General features: G+C 68.0%; 26 protein-coding genes. 14 read left to right on the top strand and 12 right to left on the bottom strand.

The window, feature by feature from the left end:
- The first annotated feature begins 222 nt into the window (after positions 1-222).
- The 9 genes from WA944_RS10515 to mmsB all read left to right on the top strand — a co-directional run bounded on the left by WA944_RS10515 (position 223) and on the right by mmsB (position 11,022).
- Entirely contained in the window at positions 223-1,887 is a 1,665-nt protein-coding gene (locus WA944_RS10515; RefSeq protein WP_526375226.1) for an NAD(P)/FAD-dependent oxidoreductase, read from the top strand.
- Positions 1,888-1,900: 13 nt separating this feature from the next.
- Positions 1,901-3,325, top strand: coding sequence for an ATP-binding protein (locus tag WA944_RS10510; protein ID WP_526646876.1), 1,425 nt, complete (start codon positions 1,901-1,903; stop codon positions 3,323-3,325).
- A gap of 17 nt (positions 3,326-3,342) precedes the next feature.
- Positions 3,343-4,818 carry an ATP-binding protein gene (locus WA944_RS10505; protein WP_526610774.1) on the top strand — a complete coding sequence of 492 codons (1,476 nt, stop codon included), beginning with the start codon at positions 3,343-3,345 and terminating at the stop codon, positions 4,816-4,818.
- Between the two features lie 60 nt (positions 4,819-4,878).
- A complete protein-coding gene (locus WA944_RS10500) occupies positions 4,879-5,736 on the top strand; it encodes an LLM class F420-dependent oxidoreductase (RefSeq protein ID WP_526375232.1) in 858 nt (285 codons plus the stop codon).
- Positions 5,737-5,744: 8 nt separating this feature from the next.
- Positions 5,745-6,740 (top strand): dTDP-glucose 4,6-dehydratase, encoded by a 996-nt coding sequence (gene rfbB / locus WA944_RS10495; protein ID WP_526375234.1) that lies wholly within the window; start codon positions 5,745-5,747, stop codon positions 6,738-6,740.
- A complete protein-coding gene (gene rfbC / locus WA944_RS10490) occupies positions 6,737-7,306 on the top strand; it encodes a dTDP-4-dehydrorhamnose 3,5-epimerase (RefSeq protein WP_526375236.1) in 570 nt (189 codons plus the stop codon). Before rfbB ends, rfbC begins: the two co-directional genes overlap by 4 nt.
- A gap of 71 nt (positions 7,307-7,377) precedes the next feature.
- Positions 7,378-8,913 (top strand): CoA-acylating methylmalonate-semialdehyde dehydrogenase, encoded by a 1,536-nt coding sequence (locus tag WA944_RS10485; protein ID WP_526610770.1) that lies wholly within the window; start codon positions 7,378-7,380, stop codon positions 8,911-8,913.
- A 20-nt stretch (positions 8,914-8,933) separates the two neighbouring features.
- Complete coding sequence (locus tag WA944_RS10480) at positions 8,934-10,115, top strand: acyl-CoA dehydrogenase family protein (RefSeq protein ID WP_526375297.1); 1,182 nt, start codon at positions 8,934-8,936, stop codon at positions 10,113-10,115.
- A 22-nt stretch (positions 10,116-10,137) separates the two neighbouring features.
- Entirely contained in the window at positions 10,138-11,022 is an 885-nt protein-coding gene (gene mmsB, locus WA944_RS10475) for a 3-hydroxyisobutyrate dehydrogenase (RefSeq protein ID WP_526375291.1), read from the top strand.
- Here the strand turns inward: mmsB and WA944_RS10470 are convergent.
- A complete protein-coding gene (locus tag WA944_RS10470) occupies positions 11,011-11,781 on the bottom strand; it encodes an HAD family hydrolase (RefSeq protein WP_526375293.1) in 771 nt (256 codons plus the stop codon). The two genes, mmsB and WA944_RS10470, sit on opposite strands and share 12 nt — an antisense overlap.
- Positions 11,782-11,885: 104 nt before the next feature.
- On the opposite strand from WA944_RS10470, the gene WA944_RS10465 reads away from it, so the two are divergent.
- On the top strand, positions 11,886-12,542 hold the full coding sequence (locus tag WA944_RS10465; RefSeq protein WP_163888401.1) for a response regulator: 657 nt from the start codon (positions 11,886-11,888) through the stop codon (positions 12,540-12,542).
- On the top strand, positions 12,539-13,750 hold the full coding sequence (locus tag WA944_RS10460; RefSeq protein WP_163888400.1) for a GAF domain-containing sensor histidine kinase: 1,212 nt from the start codon (positions 12,539-12,541) through the stop codon (positions 13,748-13,750). Before WA944_RS10465 ends, WA944_RS10460 begins: the two co-directional genes overlap by 4 nt.
- On the opposite strand, the gene WA944_RS10455 is transcribed toward WA944_RS10460, so the two are convergent.
- Genes WA944_RS10455 through secY form a run of 4 tightly spaced genes read right to left on the bottom strand, consistent with a single transcriptional unit; the run spans position 13,751 to position 16,967 of the window.
- Positions 13,751-14,260 carry a MarR family transcriptional regulator gene (locus tag WA944_RS10455; RefSeq protein ID WP_526610781.1) on the bottom strand — a complete coding sequence of 170 codons (510 nt, stop codon included), beginning with the start codon at positions 14,258-14,260 and terminating at the stop codon, positions 13,751-13,753.
- A 2-nt stretch (positions 14,261-14,262) separates the two neighbouring features.
- The gene (map, locus tag WA944_RS10450) at positions 14,263-15,063 is read right to left on the bottom strand and encodes a type I methionyl aminopeptidase (protein ID WP_526646874.1); all 801 of its coding nucleotides are present in this window, start codon (positions 15,061-15,063) and stop codon (positions 14,263-14,265) included.
- 5 nt (positions 15,064-15,068) lie between these two features.
- Positions 15,069-15,614 carry an adenylate kinase gene (locus WA944_RS10445; protein ID WP_526608876.1) on the bottom strand — a complete coding sequence of 182 codons (546 nt, stop codon included), beginning with the start codon at positions 15,612-15,614 and terminating at the stop codon, positions 15,069-15,071.
- Between the two features lie 15 nt (positions 15,615-15,629).
- A complete protein-coding gene (gene secY, locus WA944_RS10440) occupies positions 15,630-16,967 on the bottom strand; it encodes a preprotein translocase subunit SecY (protein ID WP_163895723.1) in 1,338 nt (445 codons plus the stop codon).
- A gap of 232 nt (positions 16,968-17,199) precedes the next feature.
- Between secY and WA944_RS10435 the strand changes: the two genes are divergently transcribed.
- From WA944_RS10435 to WA944_RS10425, 3 genes are read left to right on the top strand one after another with little or no spacing between them, the layout of a single operon-like run.
- Positions 17,200-18,117: a class I SAM-dependent methyltransferase gene (locus tag WA944_RS10435; protein WP_526371586.1), complete on the top strand. Its 918-nt coding sequence runs from the start codon at positions 17,200-17,202 to the stop codon at positions 18,115-18,117.
- A gap of 8 nt (positions 18,118-18,125) precedes the next feature.
- Positions 18,126-19,025: a class I SAM-dependent methyltransferase gene (locus WA944_RS10430; RefSeq protein WP_526371588.1), complete on the top strand. Its 900-nt coding sequence runs from the start codon at positions 18,126-18,128 to the stop codon at positions 19,023-19,025.
- Positions 19,026-19,033: 8 nt separating this feature from the next.
- A complete protein-coding gene (locus WA944_RS10425; RefSeq protein ID WP_526371590.1) occupies positions 19,034-19,948 on the top strand; it encodes a class I SAM-dependent methyltransferase in 915 nt (304 codons plus the stop codon).
- Here WA944_RS10425 and sppA read toward each other — a convergent pair.
- From sppA to rplF, 7 genes are all read right to left on the bottom strand, one after another.
- Positions 19,945-21,711, bottom strand: a complete 1,767-nt coding sequence (sppA, locus tag WA944_RS10420) for a signal peptide peptidase SppA (RefSeq protein WP_526371592.1) — start codon at positions 21,709-21,711, stop codon at positions 19,945-19,947. The two genes, WA944_RS10425 and sppA, sit on opposite strands and share 4 nt — an antisense overlap.
- A 52-nt stretch (positions 21,712-21,763) precedes the next feature.
- Positions 21,764-22,111 carry a DUF732 domain-containing protein gene (locus WA944_RS10415; RefSeq protein ID WP_526371594.1) on the bottom strand — a complete coding sequence of 116 codons (348 nt, stop codon included), beginning with the start codon at positions 22,109-22,111 and terminating at the stop codon, positions 21,764-21,766.
- A 79-nt stretch (positions 22,112-22,190) separates the two neighbouring features.
- Positions 22,191-22,631 carry a 50S ribosomal protein L15 gene (gene rplO, locus WA944_RS10410; protein WP_370332509.1) on the bottom strand — a complete coding sequence of 147 codons (441 nt, stop codon included), beginning with the start codon at positions 22,629-22,631 and terminating at the stop codon, positions 22,191-22,193.
- A 1-nt stretch (position 22,632) separates the two neighbouring features.
- Positions 22,633-22,812, bottom strand: a complete 180-nt coding sequence (gene rpmD, locus WA944_RS10405; protein ID WP_159230598.1) for a 50S ribosomal protein L30 — start codon at positions 22,810-22,812, stop codon at positions 22,633-22,635.
- 4 nt (positions 22,813-22,816) lie between these two features.
- Positions 22,817-23,509: a 30S ribosomal protein S5 gene (rpsE, locus tag WA944_RS10400; RefSeq protein WP_200845953.1), complete on the bottom strand. Its 693-nt coding sequence runs from the start codon at positions 23,507-23,509 to the stop codon at positions 22,817-22,819.
- A gap of 32 nt (positions 23,510-23,541) precedes the next feature.
- Positions 23,542-23,964: a 50S ribosomal protein L18 gene (rplR, locus tag WA944_RS10395; protein WP_526372787.1), complete on the bottom strand. Its 423-nt coding sequence runs from the start codon at positions 23,962-23,964 to the stop codon at positions 23,542-23,544.
- 2 nt (positions 23,965-23,966) lie between these two features.
- The gene (gene rplF, locus WA944_RS10390) at positions 23,967-24,506 is read right to left on the bottom strand and encodes a 50S ribosomal protein L6 (protein ID WP_526372786.1); all 540 of its coding nucleotides are present in this window, start codon (positions 24,504-24,506) and stop codon (positions 23,967-23,969) included.
- Positions 24,507-24,519: the final 13 nt, after the last annotated feature.

Here is a 24,519-nt window from a genome sequence, read left to right as displayed (position 1 = left end):
CCGGCATCCGCCGAAGTATGCATCGGCACGGGCGCGGTGATCAAGACCGTTCGTCCTCGCTACGCTGCGGGCGCTCCGTCTTGACCCCGGCCCTTACCCGATGCCGCCCACACGGAGGCCGAAAATCGGCAAAACCCCAGGTCCGCCAAAGCCTTGACAGCACCCCGCCCCTTCAGGGATGACACGGTTATCCACTGGACACCGGGCGCATAATTGAGCGCGATGACCGGCCCCGGCAGTGCCCCAAGAAAACCCGTGATCTTGACCGTCGACGACGACCCCGCGGTGTCGCGTGCCGTCGCCCGCGACCTCCGCCGTCATTACGGCGAGAACTACCGCATCGTGCGCGCCGAGTCGGGTCCCGACGCGCTGGAGACACTCAACGAGCTGAAGCTGCGCGGCGAGACGGTGGCGGTCTTCGTCGCCGACTATCGGATGCCGCAGATGAGCGGTATCGAGTTCCTCGAAGCGGCGATGGACATCTTCCCGGCCGCCAGGCGGGTGCTGCTCACCGCCTACGCCGACACCCACGCTGCGATCGACGCCATCAACGTCGTCGATCTCGACCACTACCTGCTGAAACCCTGGGACCCCCCGGAGGAGAAGCTGTACCCGGTGATCGACGCGCTGGTCGAGGCGTGGCGGGCCAGCGGCGACCGGGCGATCCCGCACACCAAGATCATCGGTCACCCGTGGAACGCGCGATCGTCCGAGGTGCGCGAGTTCCTGGCCCGAAACCGGTTGTTCTACACATGGTTCCGCTCGGACGAACCGAAGGGCGCCCGGTTGCTGGAGGCGGCCGGCCAGGACGGCATGACGCTCCCGGTGGTGATCACCGAACAGGGTGCGACGCTCATCGATCCCACCGACTCGGAGCTGGCGGCGACACTGGGGCTGACCACCACCCCGGCCGGCGATTTCTACGACCTGGTGGTCATCGGCGGCGGCCCGGCCGGCCTGGCGGCGGCGGTCTACGGCGCCTCCGAAGGCCTCAAGACCGTGCTCATCGAGCGCACCGCGACGGGCGGCCAGGCCGGCCAGAGCTCCCGCATCGAGAACTATCTGGGCTTCCCGGACGGCCTGTCCGGCTCACAGCTCGCCGAACGCGCCCGCAGGCAGGCCGAGAAGTTCAAAGCCGAGCTGATCACCGCCGCCGAGGTCACGGGTCTGGAGATCGACGGAGTCGCCCGCACCGTGCACCTGTCCGACGGCCGGTCGATCGGCACCCGAGCGGTGATCCTGGCGATGGGCGTGGAATACCGGCAGCTGGCCGCCGAAGGGTGTGCCGGCCTGACCGGGGCCGGCGTCTACTACGGGGCGACGACGTCGGTGGCAGCCGACTGCGACGGCGACGAGGTCTACGTCATCGGCGGTGCCAACTCGGCAGGGCAGGCCGCGATGTATCTGTCGCGTACCGCGAAATCGGTGACGATCGTCAGCAGGCGCACCCTCGAGGACTCGATGTCGCACTACCTGATCCAGCAGATCAGGGCGCGGGACAACATCAAGGAGCTGCCGCACACCGTGGTGCACGCGGCCAAGGGCGACGGCCACCTGGAGGGCATCTGCCTGGAGAACACCCGGACCGGGGCCCGCGAGGAATTCCGCTGCGGACGGATGTTCATCTTCATCGGCGCCGAACCCCGCACCGAGTGGCTCGACGGCGTGGTGGTGCGCGACGACCACGGGTTCATCCTGTCCGGCCCCGATCTGCGCGACATCAGCGGCTGGACGCTGGAGAGGCCGCCGCACCATCTGGAATCCAGCGTTCCCGGGGTGTTCGTCGCCGGGGACGTGCGCGCCGACTCCGCCAAGCGGGTGGCCGCGGCCGTCGGCGAAGGGTCGATGGCGGTCATGCTGGTTCACCGCTATCTCGCCGAGACATAGCGGGACCGACCCGATGGCCGACTGTGACACCACCGAACTGCGCTCGCTGTTCCTGTTCGAGTCGCTGCGCCAGGACCAGCTGGATCGGTTGTGCGCCGGTGGCCGGATCGCCGAGTTCGCACCCGCCACGCTGTTCGTCGAGGGCGAACCGGCGACGTGTCTGTACGTGCTCGTCGACGGCGAGATCGTGTTGTGCAAGCGCTCGGGCGGTGTGGACATCGAGACGGTCCGGACCTCGCAGCCCGGCGCGTATTTCGGCGCGTGGTCGGCGTTCCTCGAGGACGAGCAGGCTTACGAGACGTCGGCCCGGGTGACGCTGCCGTCGAGGATGTTCATCATCGACGCCGCCGCCCTCGGCGCGTTCCTTCGCTCCGAGTTCCCAATGGCCTGCCACTTCCTGGTCGGCGCGGCGCTGCGCAGGTTCAGCCAGAACCGCATCGTGGGTCCGCACGACCGGCTGCGACAACTCTCTCAGCTCACCGCCGGGCTGACCCACGAACTCAACAACCCGGCGGCCGCGGCGGCCCGCGCCACCTCGGAGCTTCGCACCCGGGTAGCCGGGTTGCGCAACAAACTCGCCCTGCTCGCCGACGGTTCGATGAGCCTGGCCTCGATGCAGGCGCTCGTCGACATCAGCAACGTGGCCGCCGCGGCCCTGACCCAGGCGCCCAGGCTGAGTCCGCTGCAGAAATCCGACCGCGAGGAGGTACTCGGCGAGTGGCTCGGTGAGCGCGGCATCGCCGACGCCTGGGACATCGCCCCGGTGTTCGCCGAAGCCGCGCTGGACGTCGACTGGCTGGACCGGGTCTCGGCGGCGATGAGCGAGACCGCCGGTTCGCTGGACCACGCGGTGCGGTGGTTGAGCCACACGGTCGAGACCGAGCTGTTGATGAACGAGATCGCCGAGGCCACAGCGCGGGTGTCCGAACTCGTCCAACAGGCCAAGCAGTACTCGCAGCTCGACCGCGCCCCCTACGACGTCGCCGACCTCAGGTCCCTGCTCACCGACACCCTGGCGATGCTGACCCACAAGCTCGGGCCGCAGATCGCGGTCGTCGAGGACTTCGACGACACGGTGCCGCCGATCCCCTGCTGGCATGCCGAGCTGAACCAGGTCTGGACCAACCTGATCGACAACGCGGTCACGGCCATGCAGTCGGTGGGAACCCTGACGGTGCGGACCCGCCGCCAGGGCGACTGCGCGCGCGTGGAGGTATGTGACGACGGCCCCGGGGTGCCCGAGGAACACAAGGCCCGCGTCTTCGACCCGTTCTTCACGACCAAACCGATCGGCGAGGGCACCGGCCTCGGGCTCGATTTCGCGGCCCGCACCGTCGACAAGCACCGCGGCAGCCTGTGGGTGGAATCCGCACCCGGTGATACGCGTTTCATAGCGTTATTGCCGTTGGAAGCCCCGGCCGCAGAGGCTACGAGCTAAGGCTGGAAGGAACCACCATGGGCGAGAAGTGTCTACCCGACGAACTGCGCACGTTGTTCCTGTTCGAGGCGCTGACCGACGAACAGCTGCGGACGTTGTGCGACAACGGCTACATCGCAACCTTCGAGCCTGGTCCGATCCACATCGAGGGGGAGCCGGCGACCTGCTTCTACGTGTTGATCGACGGTGAGCTGGTGATGTCGAAACGCTCGGGCGGGGTCGACATCGAGACCAATCGGACATCGCAGCGCGGGGTGTACTGCGGGGCCTGGTCGGCCTACATCCCCAACGAGGAACACCTCTACCAGGCGTCAGTCCGGGTGACCCGCCCGTCGCGGTTCTTCGTGCTCGACGCCAACGCCTTCGCCGACTTCATGCACAAGGAGTTCCCGATGGCAGTGCACCTGCTGGAGGGACACAAGGTCGGCGGACTTCGCGACCGCCAGATCCTCGGCCAACGGGAGAAGCTGCTGGCTTTGGGCCAACTGTCGGCAGGCCTGACCCACCAGCTCAACAACCCCGCCGGCGCCACCGCACGCGCGGTCGCCGACCTACGCGAGGGCGTCGGAAAGATGCGCCACAAGCTCGCGATGCTCGCCGACGGGGAGTTCACCCCGGCCGCGCTGAAGGTGCTGGTCAGCATCCAGGACGAGGTCGCCGAACAAGTGGCCAAGTCGAAGTCGCAGGAGCTCACGGCGCTGGAGACCTCCGATCGGGAGGACCAGATCGGGGACTGGCTCGACGACCACGGGATCGCCGCGGCCTGGGACTACGCACCCACGTTCGTCGAGGCAGGCCTGGACGTGGACTGGCTGGAGCGCGTCGAGGCGTCGATCGCGGACGTCGACTGTTCGGCGACGCTTCCGGGGGCGATCGGCTGGCTGAAGTACACGATCGACAACGAGTTGTTGATGAACCAGATCGCCGAGGCCAGCAAGCGGATCTCCGCGCTGCTGGCCGGCGCCAAGCAGTACTCGCAGATGGACCGCGCCGAGTACCAGACCGCCGACATCCACGAGCTGCTGCACAGCACGTTGATGATGTTCGGCGGCAAGATCGGCAAGGACACTCCCGTCAAGCTCGTCAAGGAGTACGACAAGTCGCTGCCCGAGCTGGGGTGCTACCCGGGTGACCTCAACCAGGTGTGGACCAACATCGTCGACAACGCGATCCAAGCGATGGACGGGCGCGGCACCTTGACGATCCGCACCATGCGCGAGAGCGAGAGCACCATCCGAGTCGAGATCGCCGACGACGGCCCCGGCATCCCCGAGGACATCATCGAGCGGATCTTCACACCGTTCTTCACCACCAAGCCGTTCGGCGAGGGCACCGGCCTCGGCCTCGATCTGGCGTGGCGCATCGTGGTCGAAAAGCACCACGGCAACCTGTCGGTGGAATCCCGGCCCGGGGACACCAAGTTCGTCGTCCGCCTTCCGTTGCACGCACCGGCTCCCGCGCTCGCGGCAGACGACGTTGCGACCGGTGCCTGACCACCTTCAGCCGCCACCTGCCAAGCTGGTACCCGACAAACCGAACCGAAGGGGGCAGACATGAACGCAACAGAGGGTGTGTCGCTCAAGCCGGCCCTAGGCCGTTTCGGAGTGTGGACCGGCGCACCGGTCACTCCGGAGCAGGCCGTCGAGATCGAGAAGCTCGGATACGGGACGGTCTGGGTGGGCGCATCTCCCGCCGCCGACCTGGCATTCGTGGAGCCGATCCTGGAGAAGACCCAGCACCTGCAGGTGGCCACCGGGATCGTGAACATCTGGACCGCCAAAGCGAGCGAAGTCGCCGAGTCCTACCACCGCATCGAGAAGGCCTTCCCCGGCAGATTCGTCCTCGGGGTCGGCGTCGGGCACCCCGAGCACACCCAGGAGTACCGCAAGCCCTATGAGGCGCTGGTCTCCTATCTGGATGCTCTGGACGCCGCGAAGGTGCCGACAAGCCGGATGGTGATCGCGGCGCTCGGGCCGAAGGTCCTGCAGCTCGCGGCGCAGCGCAGTGCAGGTGCGCACCCGTACCTGACCACACCGGTACACACCGGTCGGTCGCGCGAATTGCTCGGCCCCACAGTACTTCTGGCACCCGAACACAAGGTGGTGCTGACCGACGACGCCGAGGCGGCCCGCAAGATCGGGCGGGAGACCGTGAGCTTCTACCTCGATCTGTCGAACTACCTGAACAACTGGAAGCGGCTGGGGTTCACCGACGAGGACCTGGTCAAGCCCGGCACCGACCGATTCATCGACGCGGTCGTCGCCTACGGTTCTCCCGACGCCATCGCCGCCCGGTTGCTCGAGCACCACGCCGCCGGCGCCGACCACGTCGCCATCCAGGTCCTGGGCGGATCCGACGAACTGCTGTCGACACTCGAGGAGCTGGCGGGGCCGCTGGGCCTGGGTAGCTAGGGTCTGGCATGCGGCTGCTGGTCACCGGCGGCGCCGGTTTCATCGGTGCCAACTTCGTGCACGGTGCCGTTCGGGAGCACCCGGAGGTGGCGGTGACGGTCCTCGACGCCATGACCTATGCCGGTTCCCGGGAGTCGCTGGCCCCGGTCGAGCGCGACATCCGGTTGGTGCAGGGTGATGTCACCGACACCGACCTGGTCGACAAGCTCGTCGCCGAGTCCGACGCCGTCGTGCATTTCGCCGCCGAGACCCACGTCGACAATGCGCTGGCGGACCCGGAGCCGTTTGTCCGCTCGAATGTCCTCGGCACGTTCTCGGTGCTGGAAGCGGTGCGCCACCACGACGTTCGCCTGCACCACGTCTCCACGGACGAGGTGTACGGGGATTTGGCGCTCGAGGACCCGCTGCGGTTCACCGAGTCCACCCCGTACAACCCCTCCAGCCCGTACTCGGCGACCAAGGCGGCCGCCGACATGCTGGTCCGGGCGTGGGTACGCTCGTACCGCGTGGCGGCGACGATCTCCAACTGCTCGAACAACTACGGGCCCTACCAGCACGTCGAGAAGTTCATCCCACGCCAGATCACCAACGTGCTGACCGGTCGGCGTCCGCGGCTCTACGGCCGTGGCGCCAACGTGCGCGACTGGATTCACGTCGACGACCACAACAGCGCGGTGTGGCGCATCCTCGCTGACGGCGAGCCCGGACGCACCTACCTCATCGGCGCGGACGGTGAACGGGACAACCTGTCGGTGCTGCGCACGATCCTGCGGCTGATGGACCGCCCCGCCGACGACTTCGACCACGTCACCGATCGGGCCGGACACGACCTGCGGTACGCGATCGATCCGTCACCGCTGCGCGACGAGTTGGGCTGGCGACCCGCACACCTCGACTTCGAGACCGGGCTGCGCGACACCATCGACTGGTATCGCGATCACCGCTCATGGTGGGCTCCGATGAAGGACGTGGCAGAGGCCCGGTACGAGGCGCGTGGATCGTGAGCGCACGCGAGCTGGCCGTCCCGGGCGCCTGGGAGATCACACCTGAGATCCACTCGGATTCTCGCGGTGACTTCTTCGAGTGGTTCACCGATGCCGGCTTCACCGCGTTCGCCGGGCACCGGTTCGACCTGCGGCAGGCGAACTGCTCGGTGTCGCGTGCCGGCGTGCTGCGCGGTCTGCACTTCGCGCAGGTACCGCCCGGCCAGGCCAAGTACGTGACGTGCGTCCGCGGCGCCATCTTCGACGTTGCGGTCGACCTCCGTTCGGGGTCACCGACGTTCGGGCAGTGGGACGCGGTGACCCTGGACGACACCTCGCGAAGGTCGGTGTATCTCGCCGAGGGACTGGGACACGGCTTCGTGGCGCTCGAGGACGATTCGACGGTGATGTACCTGTGTTCGGCGGGCTACGACCCCGCGCGCGAACACACCGTCAACGCGCTGGACCCGGCGTTAAACATCGCGTGGCCGCTGACCGATGCCCAGCTGATCATGTCCGAACGTGACCGCGCCGCACCGACTCTCGCGCAGGTGCAGGCCAGCGGGCTGCTCCCCACCTGGACCTGATCTCCCGGTCTTGCCAACACCCTCCCCGCATTACTAGGATATCCAAGTATCTAGGCGAGAGGAACGCACCAATGACTTCAACGACGGCGGCCACCCGGATCCCCCACTTCATCGAAGGCAAGCGCACCGAACTGCAGTCCAGCCGCACCGCCGACGTGTTGAACCCCAGCACCGGCGAAGTGCAGGCGCAGGTCGTCCTGGCGAGCGCGGCCGACGTCGACACCGCAGTGGCCACGGCCGTGGAAGCACAGGAGGAGTGGGCCGCCTGGAATCCGCAGCGGCGGGCCCGGGTGATGATGAAGTTCATCGACCTGGTCAACCAGCACGTCGAAGAGTTGGCCGAACTGCTCAGTCTCGAACACGGCAAAACCGTCCCCGACTCCAAGGGCGACATCCAGCGCGGCATCGAGGTCATCGAGTTCGCCATCGGCATCCCACACCTGCTCAAAGGTGAGTTCACCGAGGGCGCCGGCGGCGGCATCGACGTCTACTCCATCCGTCAACCGCTCGGCGTGGTCGCCGGCATCACGCCGTTCAACTTCCCGGCGATGATCCCGCTGTGGAAGGCCGGCCCGGCGCTTGCGTGCGGGAACGCGTTCATCCTCAAACCTTCCGAGCGCGACCCCTCGGTCCCGCTGCGGCTGGCCGAACTCTTCGGCGAGGCCGGACTGCCCGCCGGGGTCTTCCAGGTCGTCCAGGGTGACAAGGAGGCGGTGGACGCGATCCTCACCCATCCCGACATCCAAGCCGTCGGCTTCGTCGGCTCTTCCGACATCGCGCAGTACATCTACTCCACCGCCGCCGCCCACGGGAAACGCTCCCAGTGCTTCGGTGGCGCCAAGAACCACATGATCGTGATGCCCGACGCGGATCTCGACCAGGCCGTCGACGCGTTGATCGGCGCCGGCTACGGCAGTGCGGGCGAGCGGTGCATGGCGATCAGCGTCGCGGTCCCGGTGGGTGAACAGACCGCGCAGCGGCTGCGCAACAGACTCGTCGAGCGGGTCAACCAACTGCGGGTCGGGCACAGCCTCGATCCCAAGGCCGACTACGGGCCGCTGGTCACGGGCGCGGCACTGGAACGCGTGCGCGACTACATCGGTCAGGGCGTCGAGGCAGGTGCCGAACTCGTGGTGGACGGCCGCGAGCGCAGCACCGACGAACTCACCTTCGACGACCAAGACCTGTCGAAGGGCCACTTCATCGGCCCCACCCTGTTCGACCACGTCACCGCCGACATGTCGATCTACACCGACGAGATCTTCGGTCCGGTGCTGTGCATCGTGCGCGCCGCCGATTACGAGGAAGCACTGGCGTTGCCGTCCAAGCACGAGTACGGCAACGGGGTGGCGATCTTCACCCGCGACGGCGACGCCGCGCGTGACTTCGTGTCCCGGGTCCAGGTCGGCATGGTGGGCGTCAACGTCCCGATCCCGGTGCCGGTGGCTTACCACACCTTCGGCGGCTGGAAGCGTTCCGGCTTCGGCGACCTCAACCAGCACGGCCCGGCGTCGATCCAGTTCTACACCAAGGTCAAGACCGTCACCGAGCGCTGGCCGTCGGGCATCAAGGATGGCGCCGAGTTCGTCATCCCGACAATGAACTGAGCTGAAGTAGTCCGATGTCCCTGTTCGAGTTGGATGACGACGAGCGCGTCATCGTCGACACGGCGGCAGCGTTCGCCGCCAAACGCCTTGCGCCGCATGCCCTTGACTGGGATGCCGACAAACACTTCCCCGTCGACGTACTGCGTGCGTCCGCCGAGCTCGGGATCGCCGCGATCTACTGCTCGGAGGAGGTCGGCGGCAGCGGGCTGCGTCGGCTCGACGCGGTGCGGATCTTCGAGGAACTCGCCGCCGCCGACCCGACGGTCGCGTCGTTCATCTCGATCCACAACATGTGCGCCTGGATGATCGACAGCTACGGCACACCGGAACAGCGAAAGACGTGGGTGCCCCAGCTGGCCACCATGGAGTCGATCGCCAGCTATTGCCTGACCGAGCCCGGTGCGGGTTCGGACGCCTCGGCGCTGCGCACGCGCGCGGTCCGCGACGGATCCGACTGGGTTCTCGACGGGGTCAAGCAGTTCATCTCCGGAGCGGGAGTCTCCGATGTCTATGTGGTGATGGCCCGCACCGGCGCAGAAGGCCCACGCGGCATCTCCGCGTTCATCGTCGAAAAGGACACTCCCGGGCTCAGCTTCGGCGCCAACGAAGCAAAGATGGGCTGGAACGCGCAACCGACCGCACAGGTCGTCTTCGACAAGGTCCGGGTGCCCGCCGATGCGTTACTCGGCGGCCCGGAGGGTGGCACCGGTTTCGGGATCGCGATGAACGGGCTCAACGGCGGCCGCATCAACATCGCCGCGTGCTCGCTCGGTGGTGCGCGCGCCGCCTACCAGAAAGCCACCCGGTACCTGTGTGACCGGGAGGCTTTCGGTGGGCCGCTGATCGATGAGCCCACCATCCGGTTCACCCTGGCCGATATGGCAACGTCGTTGGAGACTTCCCGGATCATGTTGTGGCGGGCGGCATCCGCACTCGACGCCGGTGCTGCTGACAAAGTGGAGCTGTGTGCGATGGCCAAGCGCTACGTCACCGACGTCTGTTACGAGGTGGCCGACCAGGCGCTGCAGTTGCACGGCGGCTACGGCTACCTCACCGAGTACGGGCTGGAGAAGATCGTCCGGGATCTGCGCGTGCATCGAATCCTGGAAGGTACCAACGAAATCATGCGTGTGGTGATCGGACGGGCGGTCGCGGGCGGAGCCCGCAATGCGGCCCAAGCTGCTCGTGCCCGCGCATCGTGAGGGGATGTCAAGGATGTCAGGGATGACGACGACAATCGCATTTCTCGGGCTGGGCAACATGGGCGGTCCGATGGCCGCCAATCTGGTTGCCGCAGGGCACACCGTGCGGGCCTTCGACCCGGTGAACACATTGCGCGACGCCGCCGCCGAGAAGGGCGCGGCGGTCTACGGCAGCGGCGCCGAGGCAGTGGCCGACGCCGACGTGGTCATCACCTCGCTGCCCAACGGGGCGGTGGTGAAGTCCTGCTATGCCGAGATACTGCCGGCGGCCCGCACGGGCGCGCTGCTGATCGACACGTCGACGATCTCCGTCGACGACGCCCGCGATATCCACCAACAGGCGGTGGCGGCCAGGTTGAACCAGATCGACGCCCCCGTCTCGGGCGGTATCAAGGGCGCGGCCGCAGGGACGCTGGCGTTCATGGTCGGCGGTGAGCCCGCCGACGTCGAAAGGGCGCGGCCCACGCTGGACCCGATGGCGGGCAAGGTCATCCACTGCGGCGCCTCCGGTGCCGGGCAGGCCGCAAAACTGTGCAACAACATGGTGTTGGCGGTTCAGCAGATCGCGATCGGCGAGGCTTTTGTGCTGGCCGAGAAGCTCGGCCTGCCCGCCCAGTCACTGTTCGACGTGATCACCGGGGCCACCGGAAACTGCTGGGCGGTACACACGAATTGCCCGGTGCCGGGCCCGGTTCCGACGTCACCGGCGAACAACGACTTCAAGCCCGGTTTCGCGACGGCGTTGATGAACAAGGATCTCGGCCTGGCGATGGCCGCGGTGGCGTCGACGGAATCTTCGGCGCCGCTGGGCAGTCACGCCGCCGAGATCTACGCGAAGTTCATGGAGTCCGACAAGATCAACGCCACACTGGACTTCAGCGCCGTCATCGAGGCGTTACGCAGCTGACGGTCGCGGCGACTCCTGCCAGGTGTCGTGCACTCGTTGGCAGTCCGCCACCCGCAGCGGTGCGCTCGCCGCGCTGTCGCCGTCGACGAGCACCGTCGCCAGGCCGGCGGCCATCGCCATGCGCTGGTTCGCCGGCGACCCCGCGAACGCGAGCGAATCCTGCGCCGAGGCCCCGAGGTCGGCCAGGGCGGCCGAGTAGAGATTTGCGCCCGGTGCGTCGGGAACAGCTTCCACATCAGCGGCGGTCACGACGGTGCCCACCAGCCCTTCGCCGACAAGCTGGCGGACCAGCGGCTCGACCCACGCGTGCCGGCCCGGGCTGACGATCCCGATCCCGATGCCGGCCCCGAACGCCTCGGCGATCAGGTCGACCAGACCGGCCCTGGGCACGAGGTCGGCGTCGAGGATCGTCTCGTCCAGGATCATCTCCTTCGCCGCACAGATCTCGTCGACCAGCAGCTCGGTCAGCACGTCGCACTCGGTGCGCACGCCCCGCTTGCGCAACTCGGCGGCGACACGGCGACGCTCGTCCGGCAGCGCCTGCAGCTGCCGGTACCGCGCGACCGACCACTCGATGTCCAGCCCGAGCTGGGCGAAGGCGGCGTTGAACGCGGGGCGGTGCCCTGCGCTGTCGATGTCAGCGAGGGCCTCGAGATCGAAGACCACCGCGCGCAGCGGCTGCACGGTGGAATCACTCGGTTGGGGCCAATCCCACCAGAATCGACCGGCTCTCCATGCTTTCTGCGATGTCGGGTGCACGAATGAATGGTGTCCCAGGTCACACCCCGGGCGCCTCCCCCAGTTGGGGGATTCAGCGCGCCAAGTTGGGCAGACCCGGCGGCCACCGGCCCTAAGGTGGGGAAATGTCCTCGCCGGTGCGCATCGTCCTGGTCGACGACCACGAAATGGTCATCGAAGGACTCAAGGCGATGCTGGCCGCTTTCGACAGCCGCGTCACGGTGGTCGGTCAGGCAGTCGGGCCTGACCACGTGGTCAGCGTGGTCAGCGACCTCGACCCCGACATCGTGCTCTGTGACGTACGTATGCAGGGGTCGAGCGGGCTCGATGTGTGCCGCCAGCTGCGGGAGCGCGATCCTGACCGCAAGGTCGTGATGCTGTCGGTCTACGACGACGAGCAGTACCTGTTCCAGGCATTCCGGGTCGGGGCCGCCGGTTATCTGCTCAAGAGCATCAGCAGTGAGGAACTGGTGCGCCAGCTGGAGTTCGTGCACAGCGGCGAGACGGCGATCGACCCCGGCATGGCTGCCCGGGCGGTCGACACCGCGGCTCGCCTGCAGCGCGACGAGTTCTGGCCCGGCGCTCGTCAGGGTCTCACCCAGCGGGAGAGCGAGATCCTGTCGTTCGTCGTCAACGGTCTGTCCAACCGCGCCATTGCCACCAAGCTGGTAATCGGCGACGAAACCGTCAAAACCCATCTGAGCTCGATCTACCGCAAGCTCGGCGTCAGTGACCGCACCGGTGCGGTGGCGACCGCGCTGCGCGAGGGGATCTACCAGTGACCTCGGCGTCGCGGCCGGTGCTGGCGGCCGACCGCGAGCTCGCCCTGCTCCGGGAGTTGATCCAGGCTGCCTCCAGCGGCCCCGGTGTCGAACCGCTGGCCGCGGCGGCGGCGCGGATCATCACCGCCGCCACCGACAGCGACGTGTGTTTTGTGCACGTCCTCGACGACACCGAGCGGTCGCTGACGCTGGCCGGGGCGACGCCGCCGTTCGACGCCGAGGTCGGCAAGATCCGCCTGCCGTTGGGGCAGGGCATCTCGGGGTGGGTCGCCAGCAACCGGGAACCGGTGGTGATCCGCTCCGACAAGGAGTCCGACCCGCGGTACCTGCCGTTCCAGTCACTACGCGGACGCGACTTCACGTCGATGGTGTCGGTGCCGATGGAGACGGACCCCGGCGGGCTGGTCGGGGTGCTCAACGTGCACACCGTGGCCGAGCGCGAGTTCGAGGACCGCGATGTCCAGCTGCTGCTGGTCATCGGCCGGCTGATCGCCGGGTCCATGCACCAGGCGCGTCTGCACCGGCAGCTGGTGTCTCGCGAACGCGCTCACGAGAACTTCGTCGAGCAGGTCATCGAGGCCCAGGAGCTCGAGCGGCGGCGGCTGGCCAGCGACATCCACGACGGCATCTCGCAGCGTCTGGTCACGCTGTCCTACCGCCTCGACGCGGCCGCCCAGGCAGTCGACGACCGCGTCGCGCTGACCGAGCAACTCGACCGCGCGCGGGAGTTGGCCGACCTGACGCTGCAGGAGGCCCGCGCCGCGATCAGCGGGCTGCGGCCCCCGGTGCTGGACGATCTCGGCTTGTCCGGCGGGCTCGCGAGCCTGGCGCGCTCGATCCCGCAGGTCGGGATAGAGGTCGACCTCGCCGACGAGCGGCTACCCGACCACATCGAGCTCGCGCTGTACCGCATCGCCCAGGAATGCCTGCAGAACGTCGTCAAACATGCCAGGGCCACCCGGGCCCGGCTCACCTTCACGATGACCCGGGGCGACCAGGGCGAGACCGCCAGGCTCGAGATCGTCGACGACGGGGTCGGATTCGACACCCTGGAGCATCCTCTGGGCAGCGACGAGATGGGCGGCTACGGCCTGCTGTCGATGGCGGAACGCGCCGAGATCGTCGGTGGCAGGCTGAACATCCGGTCGCGGCCCGGGTCGGGAACCACCGTCACCGCGACCATCCCGGTACCGGCAGCCACCCGCTGACTAGAAGTCGCCCGCGCTGCGGCGCAGCGTCTGGATCGACTGCGCCAGAGCCGTCGACTCGGCGGCGGACATGCCGATGTCGGCGAACACGTCGTTGTTCAGCGTCACGGTCGCATCCTCGACGGTCGAGCGTCCCAACCCGGTGATCTGCACCAGCGTGGTACGGCCGTCGGTCGGGTGCGGCAGCCGCTGCACCAGCCCGTCCGATTCCAGCCGGCGGATCGCGTGCGTGACGCTGGTGACGTGCACCTGCAGCCGGTCCGACGCTTTGGTGATCGGCAGTGCGCCGGTACGGCTGAAGGCCAGCAGCCGGAGCAGCTCGAAACGGGAGAAGCTCAGATCGTAGGGGCGCAGCGCGGTCTCGACGCGGGCCAGCAGGATCTGGTGGGCGCGCATCACCGAGGTCACCGCGACCATGCCGTCGGCGACGTCGCCCCAACCGGAGCGCTCCCAGTTGGCGCGCGCCACCGCGATCGGGTCGCGCGTGGCCGGGGGCGGGTCGGAGGCCACGCTCACCCAGCGGTCAGGATCCGGGGTCCGTCGTCGGTGACGGCAACGGTGTGCTCCCAGTGCGCGGCGCGCGTGCAGTCGGCGGTGACGACGGTCCACTCGTCGGCGAGCACGACGGTTTTAGTCGTGCCCAGCGTCAGCATGGGTTCGATGGCCAGCACCGAGCCCGCGGCCAGGTACGGACCGCGTCCCGGTGCGCCTTCGTTGGGCAGGAACGGGTCCATGTGCATGCTGCGACCGATACCGTGCCCGCCGTAGCCGGCCACTATTCCGAACTTGCGGTCGTAGCGCGCCTCGGCCGCCCGGGTTCCGAGCTCGATGGCGTGGGAGACGTCGGTCAGGCGGTTCCCCGGCACCATGGCCGCGATGCCGGCCTCCATGGACTCCCGGGTCGCGCGGGACAACATGTCGTCGGCGGGGATCACCTGACCCACGCCGAAGGTGAAGGCCGAGTCACCGTGCCAGCCGTCGAGGATGGCGCCGCAGTCGATCGACACCAGGTCGCCGGTGGCGAGCTTCTCGGTGGCCGACGGGATGCCGTGCACGACGCGGTCGTTGACCGAGGAGCAGATGCTGGCGGGGAAACCGTGGTAGCCGAGGAAGGACGGCACTCCGCCGCCGTCCCGGATCACCGACTCGGCGACGGCATTCAGCTCGAGGGTGGACACACCGGGCACGGCGGCCCGGTGCACCGCCCGCAGCGCCGCGGCGACGAGCGCGCCGGCGGCGGCCATCGCATCGAGTTCGGCGGCGGTGCGCTGGGCGACCACTTTGCGGCCGCGCAGGCCAGGCAGAGAAACCATGGGTTCTAGCGGCCGAGAGCCTTCAGCGCACGGGCGAAGACCTCGTCGAGTTCACCGACGGCGTCGACGGTGACCAGGTTCTCGCTGTAGTAGTCCAGTAGCGGCGCGGTCTCGTCGCGGTACACCTTGAAGCGGTTGCGGATGACGTCCTCGGTGTCGTCGGCGCGGCCGCGGCCCTTGAGCCGGGAGACGAGTTCGTCCTCCGGCACCCGGAACTCCAGCACCGCGTCCAGCGACAGGTTGCGCTTGGACAGCATCCCGTTGAGGGCCTTGGCCTGCTCGACCGACCGCGGAAAACCGTCCAGGATGAATCCGCCCGCCGCGTCCTCGTCGTTGAGCCGGTCGTCGACCAGTGCGTTGGTCAGCGTGGCCGGGACCAGGTCGCCGGCGTCGAGGTACTTCTTGGCTTCCAGCCCGAGTTCGGTGCCGTTGCTGATGTTGAACCGGAAGAGGTCCCCGGTGGAGATCTGCGGGACGCCGAGCTTTTCGGCCAGCTTCTGTGCCTGCGTACCCTTGCCCGCGCCGGGCGGCCCCAGCAAAACGATTCTCAACTTAAGAACCCTCTCTCACTTCAAAAAACCCTCGTAGTTGCGCTGCATCAGCTGGCTTTCGATCTGTTTCACGGTATCCAGGCCGACGCCCACCATGATCAGCACCGCGGTGCCACCGAACGGCAGGTTCTGCACTGCACCGGTGTTGCCGATCTGCAGGAACATGTTCGGCAGCACGGCGATGACACCGAGATAGACCGAGCCCGGCAGCGTGATCCTGGACAGGACGAACCGCAGGTAGTCGGCGGTCGGTTTACCCGGCCGGATGCCCGGGATGAAGCCGCCGTACTTCTTCATCTCGTCGGCGCGTTCGTCGGGGTTGAACGTGATCGACACATAGAAGTACGTGAAGAAGATGATCAGGCCGAAGTAGATCGCGATGTAGACCGGGCTGCTCGGGTCGGTCAGGTACTCGGCGACGAACGTCTGCCACCAGCCGGTGTTCGGGTTGGCGCTGCCGCTGTCGATCAGCTGGGTGATCAGGTGCGGGATGTAGATCAGCGACGAGGCGAAGATGACCGGGATGACGCCCGCCTGGTTGACCTTCAGCGGCAGGTAGGTGGAGGTGCCGCCGTACATCCGCCGGCCGACCATCCGCTTGGCGTACTGGACGGGGATACGCCGCTGGCCCTGCTCGACGAAGACCACGCCGATGATGATCAGCAGTGCCGCCAGGCAGACGAAGGTGAAGACCATGCCGCCACGGCTGTCCAGGATGCTCTTGCCCTCGCCGGGGATGGCGGAGGCGATGCTGGCGAAGATCAGCAGCGACATGCCGTTGCCGACGCCGCGCTCGGTGGCCAGCTCGCCCATCCACATCACCAGCGCCGCGCCTGCGGTCATCACGATGACCATCACGGCCAGCGTGGTGATGTTCAGTCCGTCGCCCTGGCCCTGGATGATCTCGAGCGAGCAGCCCTGCAGCAGCCCGCCGTTGGCGGCCAGCGCGACGATGCTGGTGGCCTGCAGGATCGCCAGGGCGATCGCCAGGTACCGGGTGTACTGCGTCATCTTGGTCTGGCCGGCCTGGCCTTCCTTGCGCAACTGCTCGAAGCGCGGGATGACGACGGTCAGCAGCTGCACGATGATGCTGGCGGTGATGTAGGGCATGATTCCCACCGCGAACACCGACAGCTGCAGCAGGGCACCGCCGGAGAACAGGTTGATCAGCGAGTAGATCTGCCCCGACTCACCGCCACTGACCTGGGCGATGCACTGCTGGACGTTGGGGTAGTTGACGCCGGGGGACGGTATCGAGGCACCCACGCGGTAGAGAACGACGATGCCGAGGGTGAACAGGATCTTTCGCCTCAGGTCCGGTGTTCTGAGCGAAGAGATGAAAGCCGAGAGCACTCTTTCCTCCTGCACGGCCTGACGATCGCGGCGTGCTCATGTGGCTGGCGTGACCAGCGTTCGGTTAAGTCGTGCGCGCGACGGCACGAGCAGGCATACGGCCTGCGCAAGTCACGCGTTCAAACAGTCTACGAGACTAACAGGAGCATGTTCCCCCACCCGAATCTGATCGCGGGTCGGCGTACAGTCGGCGGTGGTTCATTAATACACCTAATTAGTTGGGGAGCAGCCGATGCCACGCACCGACGACGACACCTGGAACCTCGCCTCCAGCGTCGGAGCCACCGCGACGATGGTCGCGGCATCCCGCGCCGTAGCGAGTCGGGCCCAGAATCCGGTGATCGACGACCCGTACGCCGCGCCGCTGGTGCAGGCGGTCGGCGTCGAGTTCTTCACCAAGCTGGCCACCGGGGAACTGTCGCCCGAGGATCTCGACAGCAACAACTCCCCTGTCGGCATCCGCCGGTTCGCCGACGGGATGGCCGCCCGCACCCGGTTCTTCGACGACTTCTTCGCCGACGCCACCGCCGCGGGCATCCGCCAGGCCGTCATCCTGGCCTCCGGCCTGGACGCCCGCGGGTACCGCCTGTCCTGGCCGCAGGACATGGTGGTGTTCGAGATCGACCAGGCCGAGGTGATCGAGTTCAAGACCACGACCCTGGCAGGTCTGGGCGCAACCCCGAGCGCGGAGCTGCGGACGGTCGGGGTCGATCTGCGCCACGACTGGCCGGCTGCTCTCGCCGAAGCCGGATTCGACACCACCACGCCGACGGCGTGGATCGCCGAGGGGCTGTTCGGATACCTGCCCCCCGAGGCCCAGGACCGACTGCTCGACCAGATCACCGAACTCAGCGCCGCGGGCAGCCGACTCGGCGCCGAGGGCGTGCCCCCGCACCGCGCCGAGGACGACGAGGAGGTCCGCACCCGGATGCAGAGCACCTCCGACCAGTGGCGCGAGCACGGTTTCGACATCGACTTCTCCGAGTTGGTGTACCTCGGCGACCGCGCCGAGGTCGCCGACTACCTGCAGGAGCAGGGTTGGCGCACTACCGCGGCGCCCACCAACGACCTGCTCGTCAAGTACGGGATGGCTCCCCTCGATGACGACGAGGGCTTCGCCGAAGTCCGCTACGTCACCGCCGTCAGGTAGGGCGATCGATGGCACGCAGCGAAAGCGACACCTGGGACCTCGCATCGAGCGTCGGCGCCACCGCCACCTCGGTGGCCGCCTCGCGGGCGTTCGCCGCCCGCGGACCCGACCCCCTGATCGATGACCCGTACGCCGCCGCACTGGTCGAGGCGGTGGGCCTTGCCCACTTCATCCGGGTGGCCAACGGCGAGGTCGACTTCGGTGACGATCCACTCTTCGGAGCGAGCCAGATGCGCGAGCACATCGCGGTGCGCACCAGGTTCTTCGACGAGTTCTTCACCGCCGCGGCCGGCGCGGGCATCAACCAGGCGGTGATCCTGGCCTCCGGACTCGACACCCGGGCCTACCGGTTGTCCTGGCCCGACGGCGCCGTGGTCTTCGAGATCGACCAGCCCCGGGTCATCGAGTTCAAGACCCGGGTGCTTGCCGAAGTCGGTGCCAACCCTGCGGCCGACCGCAGGGCCGTCGGTGTCGACCTGCGCGAGGACTGGCCGAAAGCACTGTCGGACTGCGGGTTCGATCCGACCGTCCGGACCGCGTGGATCGCGGAGGGACTGCTGATCTACCTGCCTCCGCACGCCCAGGACCGGCTGCTGGACGGCATCACCGCTCTCAGCGCAGCCGGCAGCAGGCTGGCCACCGAGCACATGGATGCCAAGGCGCTGACCGGCGACTGGGCCAAGGCGATGACCGAACGCGGGCGCAGGCACGGCAGCGACATCGACCTGGCCGAGCTGTTCTACACCGGTCCCCGCACCGCTGCGGCCGACCGGTTGCGCGCCCAGGGGTGGCAGGTCACGGTTACCCCGAACACCGATGCCTACCGCGCCAACGGCTTCGAGCCGCCGGCCGACCACCTGACGGCCATGGTCGGCGATTCCGGTTATCTGTCGGCCGAGTTGGGTTAGGAGTCTCCATGGCACGCACCGGTGACGACTCGTGGGACCTCGCATCCAGCGTCGGCGCCACGGCGACGATGGTCGCCGCCGGCCGGGCGATCGCGTCCGCCGATCCGCGGGGGCTGATCGATGACCCGTTCGCCGCTCCCCTGGTCCGGGCGGTGGGCCTGGACTTCTTCACCAGCATGCTCGACGGCGAGCTGGACCTGTCGCAGATTCCGGGCAGTTCACCCGAACGCATGCAGTCGATGATCGACGCGATGGCGGTGCGCACCAGGTTCTTCGACGACCACCTGACGGCGGCAACCGCCGACGGGGTGCGGCAGGTGGTCATCCTGGCATCCGGACTCGACGCCCGGGCCTACCGGCTGCCGTGGCCTGACGGCACCGTGGTCTACGAGATCGACCAGCCGGACGTGATCGCCTTCAAGTCGCAGACCTTGGCCGACCTCGGCGCCGAACCGACCGCGACCCGGCGGACCGTGTCGATCGATCTGCGCGAAGACTGGCCGACAGCGTTGCAGGACGCGGGATTCGACGCGTCACAGCCGACCGCCTGGCTCGCCGAAGGGTTGCTCATCTACCTGCCACCCGAGGCCCAGGACCGGCTGTTCGACCTCATCACCGGCCTGTCCGCGACGGGCAGCACGGTGGGCACCGAGTACGCGCCGGGCATCCTGGACTTCGACGCCGAGAAGGCTCGCGAGATGACGGCGCCGCTTGCCGAACACGGTCTCGAGATCGACATGGCGTCGCTGGTGTACGCCGGCCGGCGCAGTCACGTGATGGAATACCTACGCGAAAACGGTTGGCAGGTGGCGGGTTCACCACGCGACGAGTTGTTGAGACACTTCGGACTCGCCGTGCCCTCGGCCGGGGACGACGACGTTCTCGGCGAGATCGTCTACGTCAGCGCGAGGCTGGCGGCCTAGAACCGCCAGCCGCCGAGCCACAGTGCGTTGGTCCCGCTGAGCGAGCGTTGGGTGCTGTCGACGGCCCCGGCCACCGATGCCACCAGCAGCGCTCCGACCGCGTCGGGCAATGACGCCGCGGCGGGCTGCGACGACGGCTTGGGACGCAGCATGTCCCGCAGCGAAGAGCCCGGAAGGTTGACGACGGTGACCTTCTCGTCAGGGTCCACCCCGGCGAGGACCTTGGCGCGGCGGATCGCGGTGCGCAGGCCACCGAGCTCGTCGACCAGACCGCGCTCGGCCGCGTCGGCTCCGGTCCACACCCGGCCCCGGGCCACCCCTTCGACCTCCTCGACGCTCAGGTCCCGGCCGTCGGCCACGCGCTGCACGAAGTCGGTGTAGAACAGGTCCGCCTCGGCCACCACCTGTGCGTGCTGTTCGTCGGTGAACGGCGCGTCGACCGACCAGGCGTCGGCGTTGGCGTTGGTGCGCACGCTGTCGGAACCGACCCCGAGGCGTCCCTTGAGCTCACGGGCGACCAGCTTGCCGGTGACCACGCCGATGGAGCCGGTGAGGGTGCCGGGGTTGGCGACGATCTTGTCGGCGGCCATCGACACGTAGTAGCCGCCGGAAGCCGCGACCGCCCCCATCGACGCCACCACGGGCTTTCCGGCGGCCCGGGCGCGGACGACCTCCCGCCAGACGGTCTCCGACCCGGTGACCGAACCTCCAGGGCTGTCCACCCGCAGCACGATCGCCGAGACGTCCTCGTCGGCCACCGCTTCGCGCAGCGCGGCGGCGATGGTGTCGCCTCCGGCGCTCGGTGATCCCAGCGGGGACATCTGCCTGCCACGCCCGCTGACGATGGGACCGGCCAATGTGACGACGGCGATGGTCGGCCGCGTCTTTAGCCCGGGCAGCGACACCGACGGCCCCTTGGACTTGGCGTAGCGCGCCAGGAACAGCCGCGGTGGCGCCTCGTCACCGTCGGCGTCGGCTTCGACGTCGGCACCGCCGAGCTGCGCGATGCGCGCGTAGGCCTCGTCGCGGAACCCGATGCGGTCGATCAGGCCCGCGCTCACCGCATCGTCGCGCAGCAGTGGCGCCTTGTCGGCCAGTGCGTCCAGCGCGGCGGTCTCGATACCGCGCGAGGCCGCGACCGCCTCCCACACCTGTGTGTGCAGGCTCTCGACCAGCCGGCTGTCGGCCTCGCGGTGCGAGTCGGTGTAGCTGTCCTGGGTGAAAACGTTTGCCGCCGACTTGTATTCGCCCTTGGCGACGAACTGCGCCTCGACGCCGACCTTGGCGAGGGCGTCGCGCAGGAACAGCGCGCTGGTGGCGAACCCGACCAGGCCGACGGTGCCCGAGGGCTGCATCCAGACCTCGCCGAAAGCCGATGCCAGATAGTAGGACAGCGTGCCCGGGTAGGTCTCGGCCCAGGCGACCGACGGCTTGCGGGCGGTGAACGCGACGATCGCCTCGCGCAGTTCCTGAACCGGTCCGGGTGAGGCAGCCGGGATCTGGATGCGGGCGATCAGGCCGGCGACCCTCGGGTCCCCGGCGGCGCGATTGATGGCCTCGACCGTCTCCCGCAGCAGCAGTGGCCTGCCGGAGGCGTTGATCAGCATCAGCGGATCGAATCCGCCGGTCTCTTGGGGCACCGACTGCAGATCGAGCTCGAGGATGCAGCCGTCCGGCACGCCGTGGTGGCGGGCGGTGTCGACCTTGCGGGCCAGCGCCCGCACGTCGTCGAGCCCCGGTACGTCGGTGAGGAAGGAGAACATGGCATCGAGCCTACCGACGCCGCGGAACCCTGTTCGAGACTGCGGCCGAGGCTCAGCGTCCGACGAACCGCCCGTACTGCGGGCAGTACACACCCACCGACGCCCGCATCAGACCCACCGCCTGGTCACGGCTGATTCCGCTGCCCTGCAGCGTGGTCACGACACCGCGGACTGCGGGCACCGGGTTGACACTGGTCACCACCTGGGACGCGAACATCCCGCACACCTGCTTGCCCACCGCCGGGAGATCGGTGTCGGGTGCCACCTGGATTCCCAGGGTGTTCACCGCCTGGGTGAAACGTTCGTCAGGGGTGTCGGCATGGGCGGGCACTGCCGCTCCGAACGCGGCGATTCCGGCGGCAAACAGGACCGCGACGGTGGTGCGGCGGCGGCGAATCATGGGCTGCTCCTCGGTGTCGGCAGGCGAAAGTGTAATCGCGCCGAAAGGCGGCGATGTTACCGCCAGCTCACGACGAGAGTCAGAGTTCGGTCGCCGATCCGCCCGCCGCGGTGATCTTCTCGCGTGCGCTCGCGCTGAACTTGTTGGCGGTGACGTCGACCTTGACAGCCAGCTTGCCGTCGCCGAGAACCTTCACCAACGTGTTCTTGCGCACCGCGCCGGCCGCCACCAACTCGGCGACACCGACGGTGCCACCGTTGGGGAACAGCTTGCTGATGTCGGCGACGTTGACGACGTCGTACTCGGTGCGGAAGCGGTTCTTGAAGCCCTTGAGCTTCGGCAGCCGCATGTGGATCGGCATCTGGCCACCTTCGAACGTCGCGGGGACGTTCTTACGCGCCTTGGTGCCCTTGGTGCCGCGGCCGGCGGTCTTGCCCTTGGAGCCTTCGCCGCGACCCACGCGGGTCTTGGCCGTCTTCGAACCCGGAGCGGGCCGCAGATCGTGCAATTTGATCGTCATCTCAGACCTCCTCGACCGTCACCAGGTGGTGGACGGTCTTGATCAGTCCGCGGGTCTGGGAGTTGTCCTCCCGGACCACGGACTGGCGGATCTTGCGCAGACCGAGCGTCCTCAGGGACTCCCGCTGCTTCCAGCGCGCACCGATGGTGCTGCGCACCTGGGTGATCTTGAGTTCAGCCATGTGGTTATGCCGTTCCCTCACGCGCTGCGCTGGCGGCCAGGGCGTCCGCCTCGCGGCGGGCCTTGAGCATCCGTGCGGGCGCTACGTCTTCGATCGGCAGGCCGCGGCGGGCCGCGACCTCTTCGGGACGCTGCAGCAGCTTCAGCGCGGCAACGGTGGCATGCACGACGTTGATCGCGTTGTCGCTACCCAGCGACTTGGCCAGAATGTCGTGCACCCCGGCGCATTCCAGCACCGCACGCGCGGCGCCGCCGGCGATGACACCGGTACCCGGGCTGGCCGGACGAAGCATGACCACCCCGGCGGCCGCCTCTCCCTGAACGGGATGGGTGACGGTGCCGCCGATCAGCGGAACCCGGAAGAAGCCCTTGCGTGCCTCTTCGACGCCCTTGGCGATCGCGGCGGGAACTTCCTTGGCCTTGCCGTATCCGACACCGACCATGCCTGCGCCGTCACCGACGATCACCAGCGCGGTGAAGCTGAACCGGCGGCCGCCCTTGACCACCTTGGACACGCGGTTGATCGCGACGACACGCTCGATGTAGTTGCTCTTGTCACCGCCGTCGCGGCCACGGCCGCCACCACGGTCGTCGCGGCGGCCGCCGCTGCGGCCTCCGCGGTCGTCGGAGCGCGCTCCTCTGCCGTCGCGGCCTCCTGTGCTCGAGGGCCCGCCGGCTCCAACAGCCTGCTCGGCCATCATGCATTCCTTCCGTTATTGGGAATCGTCATCTAGAACTTCAACCCGCCTTCGCGCGCGGCATCGGCCAGCGCCGCGATCCGTCCGCCGTAGGTGTACCCACCGCGGTCGAACACGACCTCCTCGATGCCCGCGGCCTTGGCGCGCTCGGCGATGAGCTGCCCGACCCGAGTGCTGTGAGCCTTCTTGTCCCCGTCCACGGCGCGCACATCGGCTTCGATCGAGGACGCCGCGGCCAGCGTGACGCCTTCGGAGTCGTCGACCAACTGCACGTGGATGTGCCGCGCCGAACGGTTGACCACCAGGCGGGGCCGCGCAGCGGTGCCGGAGACCTTCTTGCGCAACCGTGCATGCCGCCGCAACCGCGACCTGCGTCGCGCCTCGCTGATGTTCTGTCCCACCGGCTTGCGCACGGTTTCCTTGGTGCCCGCTTGGCCATTTGTCTTGGTAGCCATGTCTACTTACCCGTCTTTCCGACCTTGCGACGGATCTGCTCACCCTCGTAGCGAACGCCCTTGCCCTTGTACGGGTCCGGGCGGCGCAGGCGGCGGATGTTCGCCGAGATCTGTCCGACCTTCTGCTTGTCGATGCCCGAGATCGAGAACTTGGTGGGCGTCTCGACCGCGAACGTGATGCCCTCGGGGGCCTCGATCACGACCGGGTGGCTGTAACCGAGCGCGAACTCGAGCGTGTTGCCCTTCGCCACGACGCGGTAACCGACGCCGAAGATCTCCATCTTGGTGGTGTAGCCCTCGGTCACACCGGTGATGAGGTTGGCCACTAATGTCCGGGACAGCCCGTGCAACGAGCGGTTGCGCCGCTCGTCGTCGGGACGGGTGACCACGACCGCGCCGTCGTCGCCGCGGGACACCGTGATCGGCTCTGCGACAGCGAGTTCCAGCGTGCCCTTGGGGCCCTTGACGGACACCTTCTGACCATCGATGGTCACGTCCACTCCGGTGGGAATCGCAACCGGCTGCTTTCCAATACGTGACATTGCCTGTTCCTCC

Origin of the sequence: Mycobacterium sp. (assembly GCF_049683355.1) — a bacterium.
GTDB lineage: Bacteria > Actinomycetota > Actinomycetes > Mycobacteriales > Mycobacteriaceae > Mycobacterium.
This window is presented reverse-complemented; position numbering and strand designations above follow the sequence as displayed.

Excerpts from the sequence above, each read along its gene's own strand:
- sppA (WP_526371592.1), bottom strand. The coding sequence starts at position 21,711 with ATGTTCTCCTTCCTCACCGACGTACCGGGGCTCGACGACGTGCGGGCG.
- map (WP_526646874.1), bottom strand. The coding sequence starts at position 15,063 with ATGGTTTCTCTGCCTGGCCTGCGCGGCCGCAAAGTGGTCGCCCAGCGC.
- WA944_RS10435 (WP_526371586.1), top strand. The coding sequence starts at position 17,200 with ATGCCACGCACCGACGACGACACCTGGAACCTCGCCTCCAGCGTCGGA.
- WA944_RS10485 (WP_526610770.1), top strand. The coding sequence starts at position 7,378 with ATGACTTCAACGACGGCGGCCACCCGGATCCCCCACTTCATCGAAGGC.
- rplR (WP_526372787.1), bottom strand. The coding sequence starts at position 23,964 with ATGGCTACCAAGACAAATGGCCAAGCGGGCACCAAGGAAACCGTGCGC.
- WA944_RS10415 (WP_526371594.1), bottom strand. The coding sequence starts at position 22,111 with ATGATTCGCCGCCGCCGCACCACCGTCGCGGTCCTGTTTGCCGCCGGA.
- WA944_RS10515 (WP_526375226.1), top strand. The coding sequence starts at position 223 with ATGACCGGCCCCGGCAGTGCCCCAAGAAAACCCGTGATCTTGACCGTC.
- WA944_RS10505 (WP_526610774.1), top strand. The coding sequence starts at position 3,343 with ATGGGCGAGAAGTGTCTACCCGACGAACTGCGCACGTTGTTCCTGTTC.
- WA944_RS10465 (WP_163888401.1), top strand. The coding sequence starts at position 11,886 with ATGTCCTCGCCGGTGCGCATCGTCCTGGTCGACGACCACGAAATGGTC.
- WA944_RS10425 (WP_526371590.1), top strand. The coding sequence starts at position 19,034 with ATGGCACGCACCGGTGACGACTCGTGGGACCTCGCATCCAGCGTCGGC.
- WA944_RS10500 (WP_526375232.1), top strand. The coding sequence starts at position 4,879 with ATGAACGCAACAGAGGGTGTGTCGCTCAAGCCGGCCCTAGGCCGTTTC.
- rpmD (WP_159230598.1), bottom strand. The coding sequence starts at position 22,812 with ATGGCTGAACTCAAGATCACCCAGGTGCGCAGCACCATCGGTGCGCGC.
- rplO (WP_370332509.1), bottom strand. The coding sequence starts at position 22,631 with ATGACGATCAAATTGCACGATCTGCGGCCCGCTCCGGGTTCGAAGACG.
- mmsB (WP_526375291.1), top strand. The coding sequence starts at position 10,138 with ATGACGACGACAATCGCATTTCTCGGGCTGGGCAACATGGGCGGTCCG.
- rpsE (WP_200845953.1), bottom strand. The coding sequence starts at position 23,509 with ATGGCCGAGCAGGCTGTTGGAGCCGGCGGGCCCTCGAGCACAGGAGGC.
- rfbB (WP_526375234.1), top strand. The coding sequence starts at position 5,745 with ATGCGGCTGCTGGTCACCGGCGGCGCCGGTTTCATCGGTGCCAACTTC.
- WA944_RS10510 (WP_526646876.1), top strand. The coding sequence starts at position 1,901 with ATGGCCGACTGTGACACCACCGAACTGCGCTCGCTGTTCCTGTTCGAG.
- WA944_RS10430 (WP_526371588.1), top strand. The coding sequence starts at position 18,126 with ATGGCACGCAGCGAAAGCGACACCTGGGACCTCGCATCGAGCGTCGGC.
- rplF (WP_526372786.1), bottom strand. The coding sequence starts at position 24,506 with ATGTCACGTATTGGAAAGCAGCCGGTTGCGATTCCCACCGGAGTGGAC.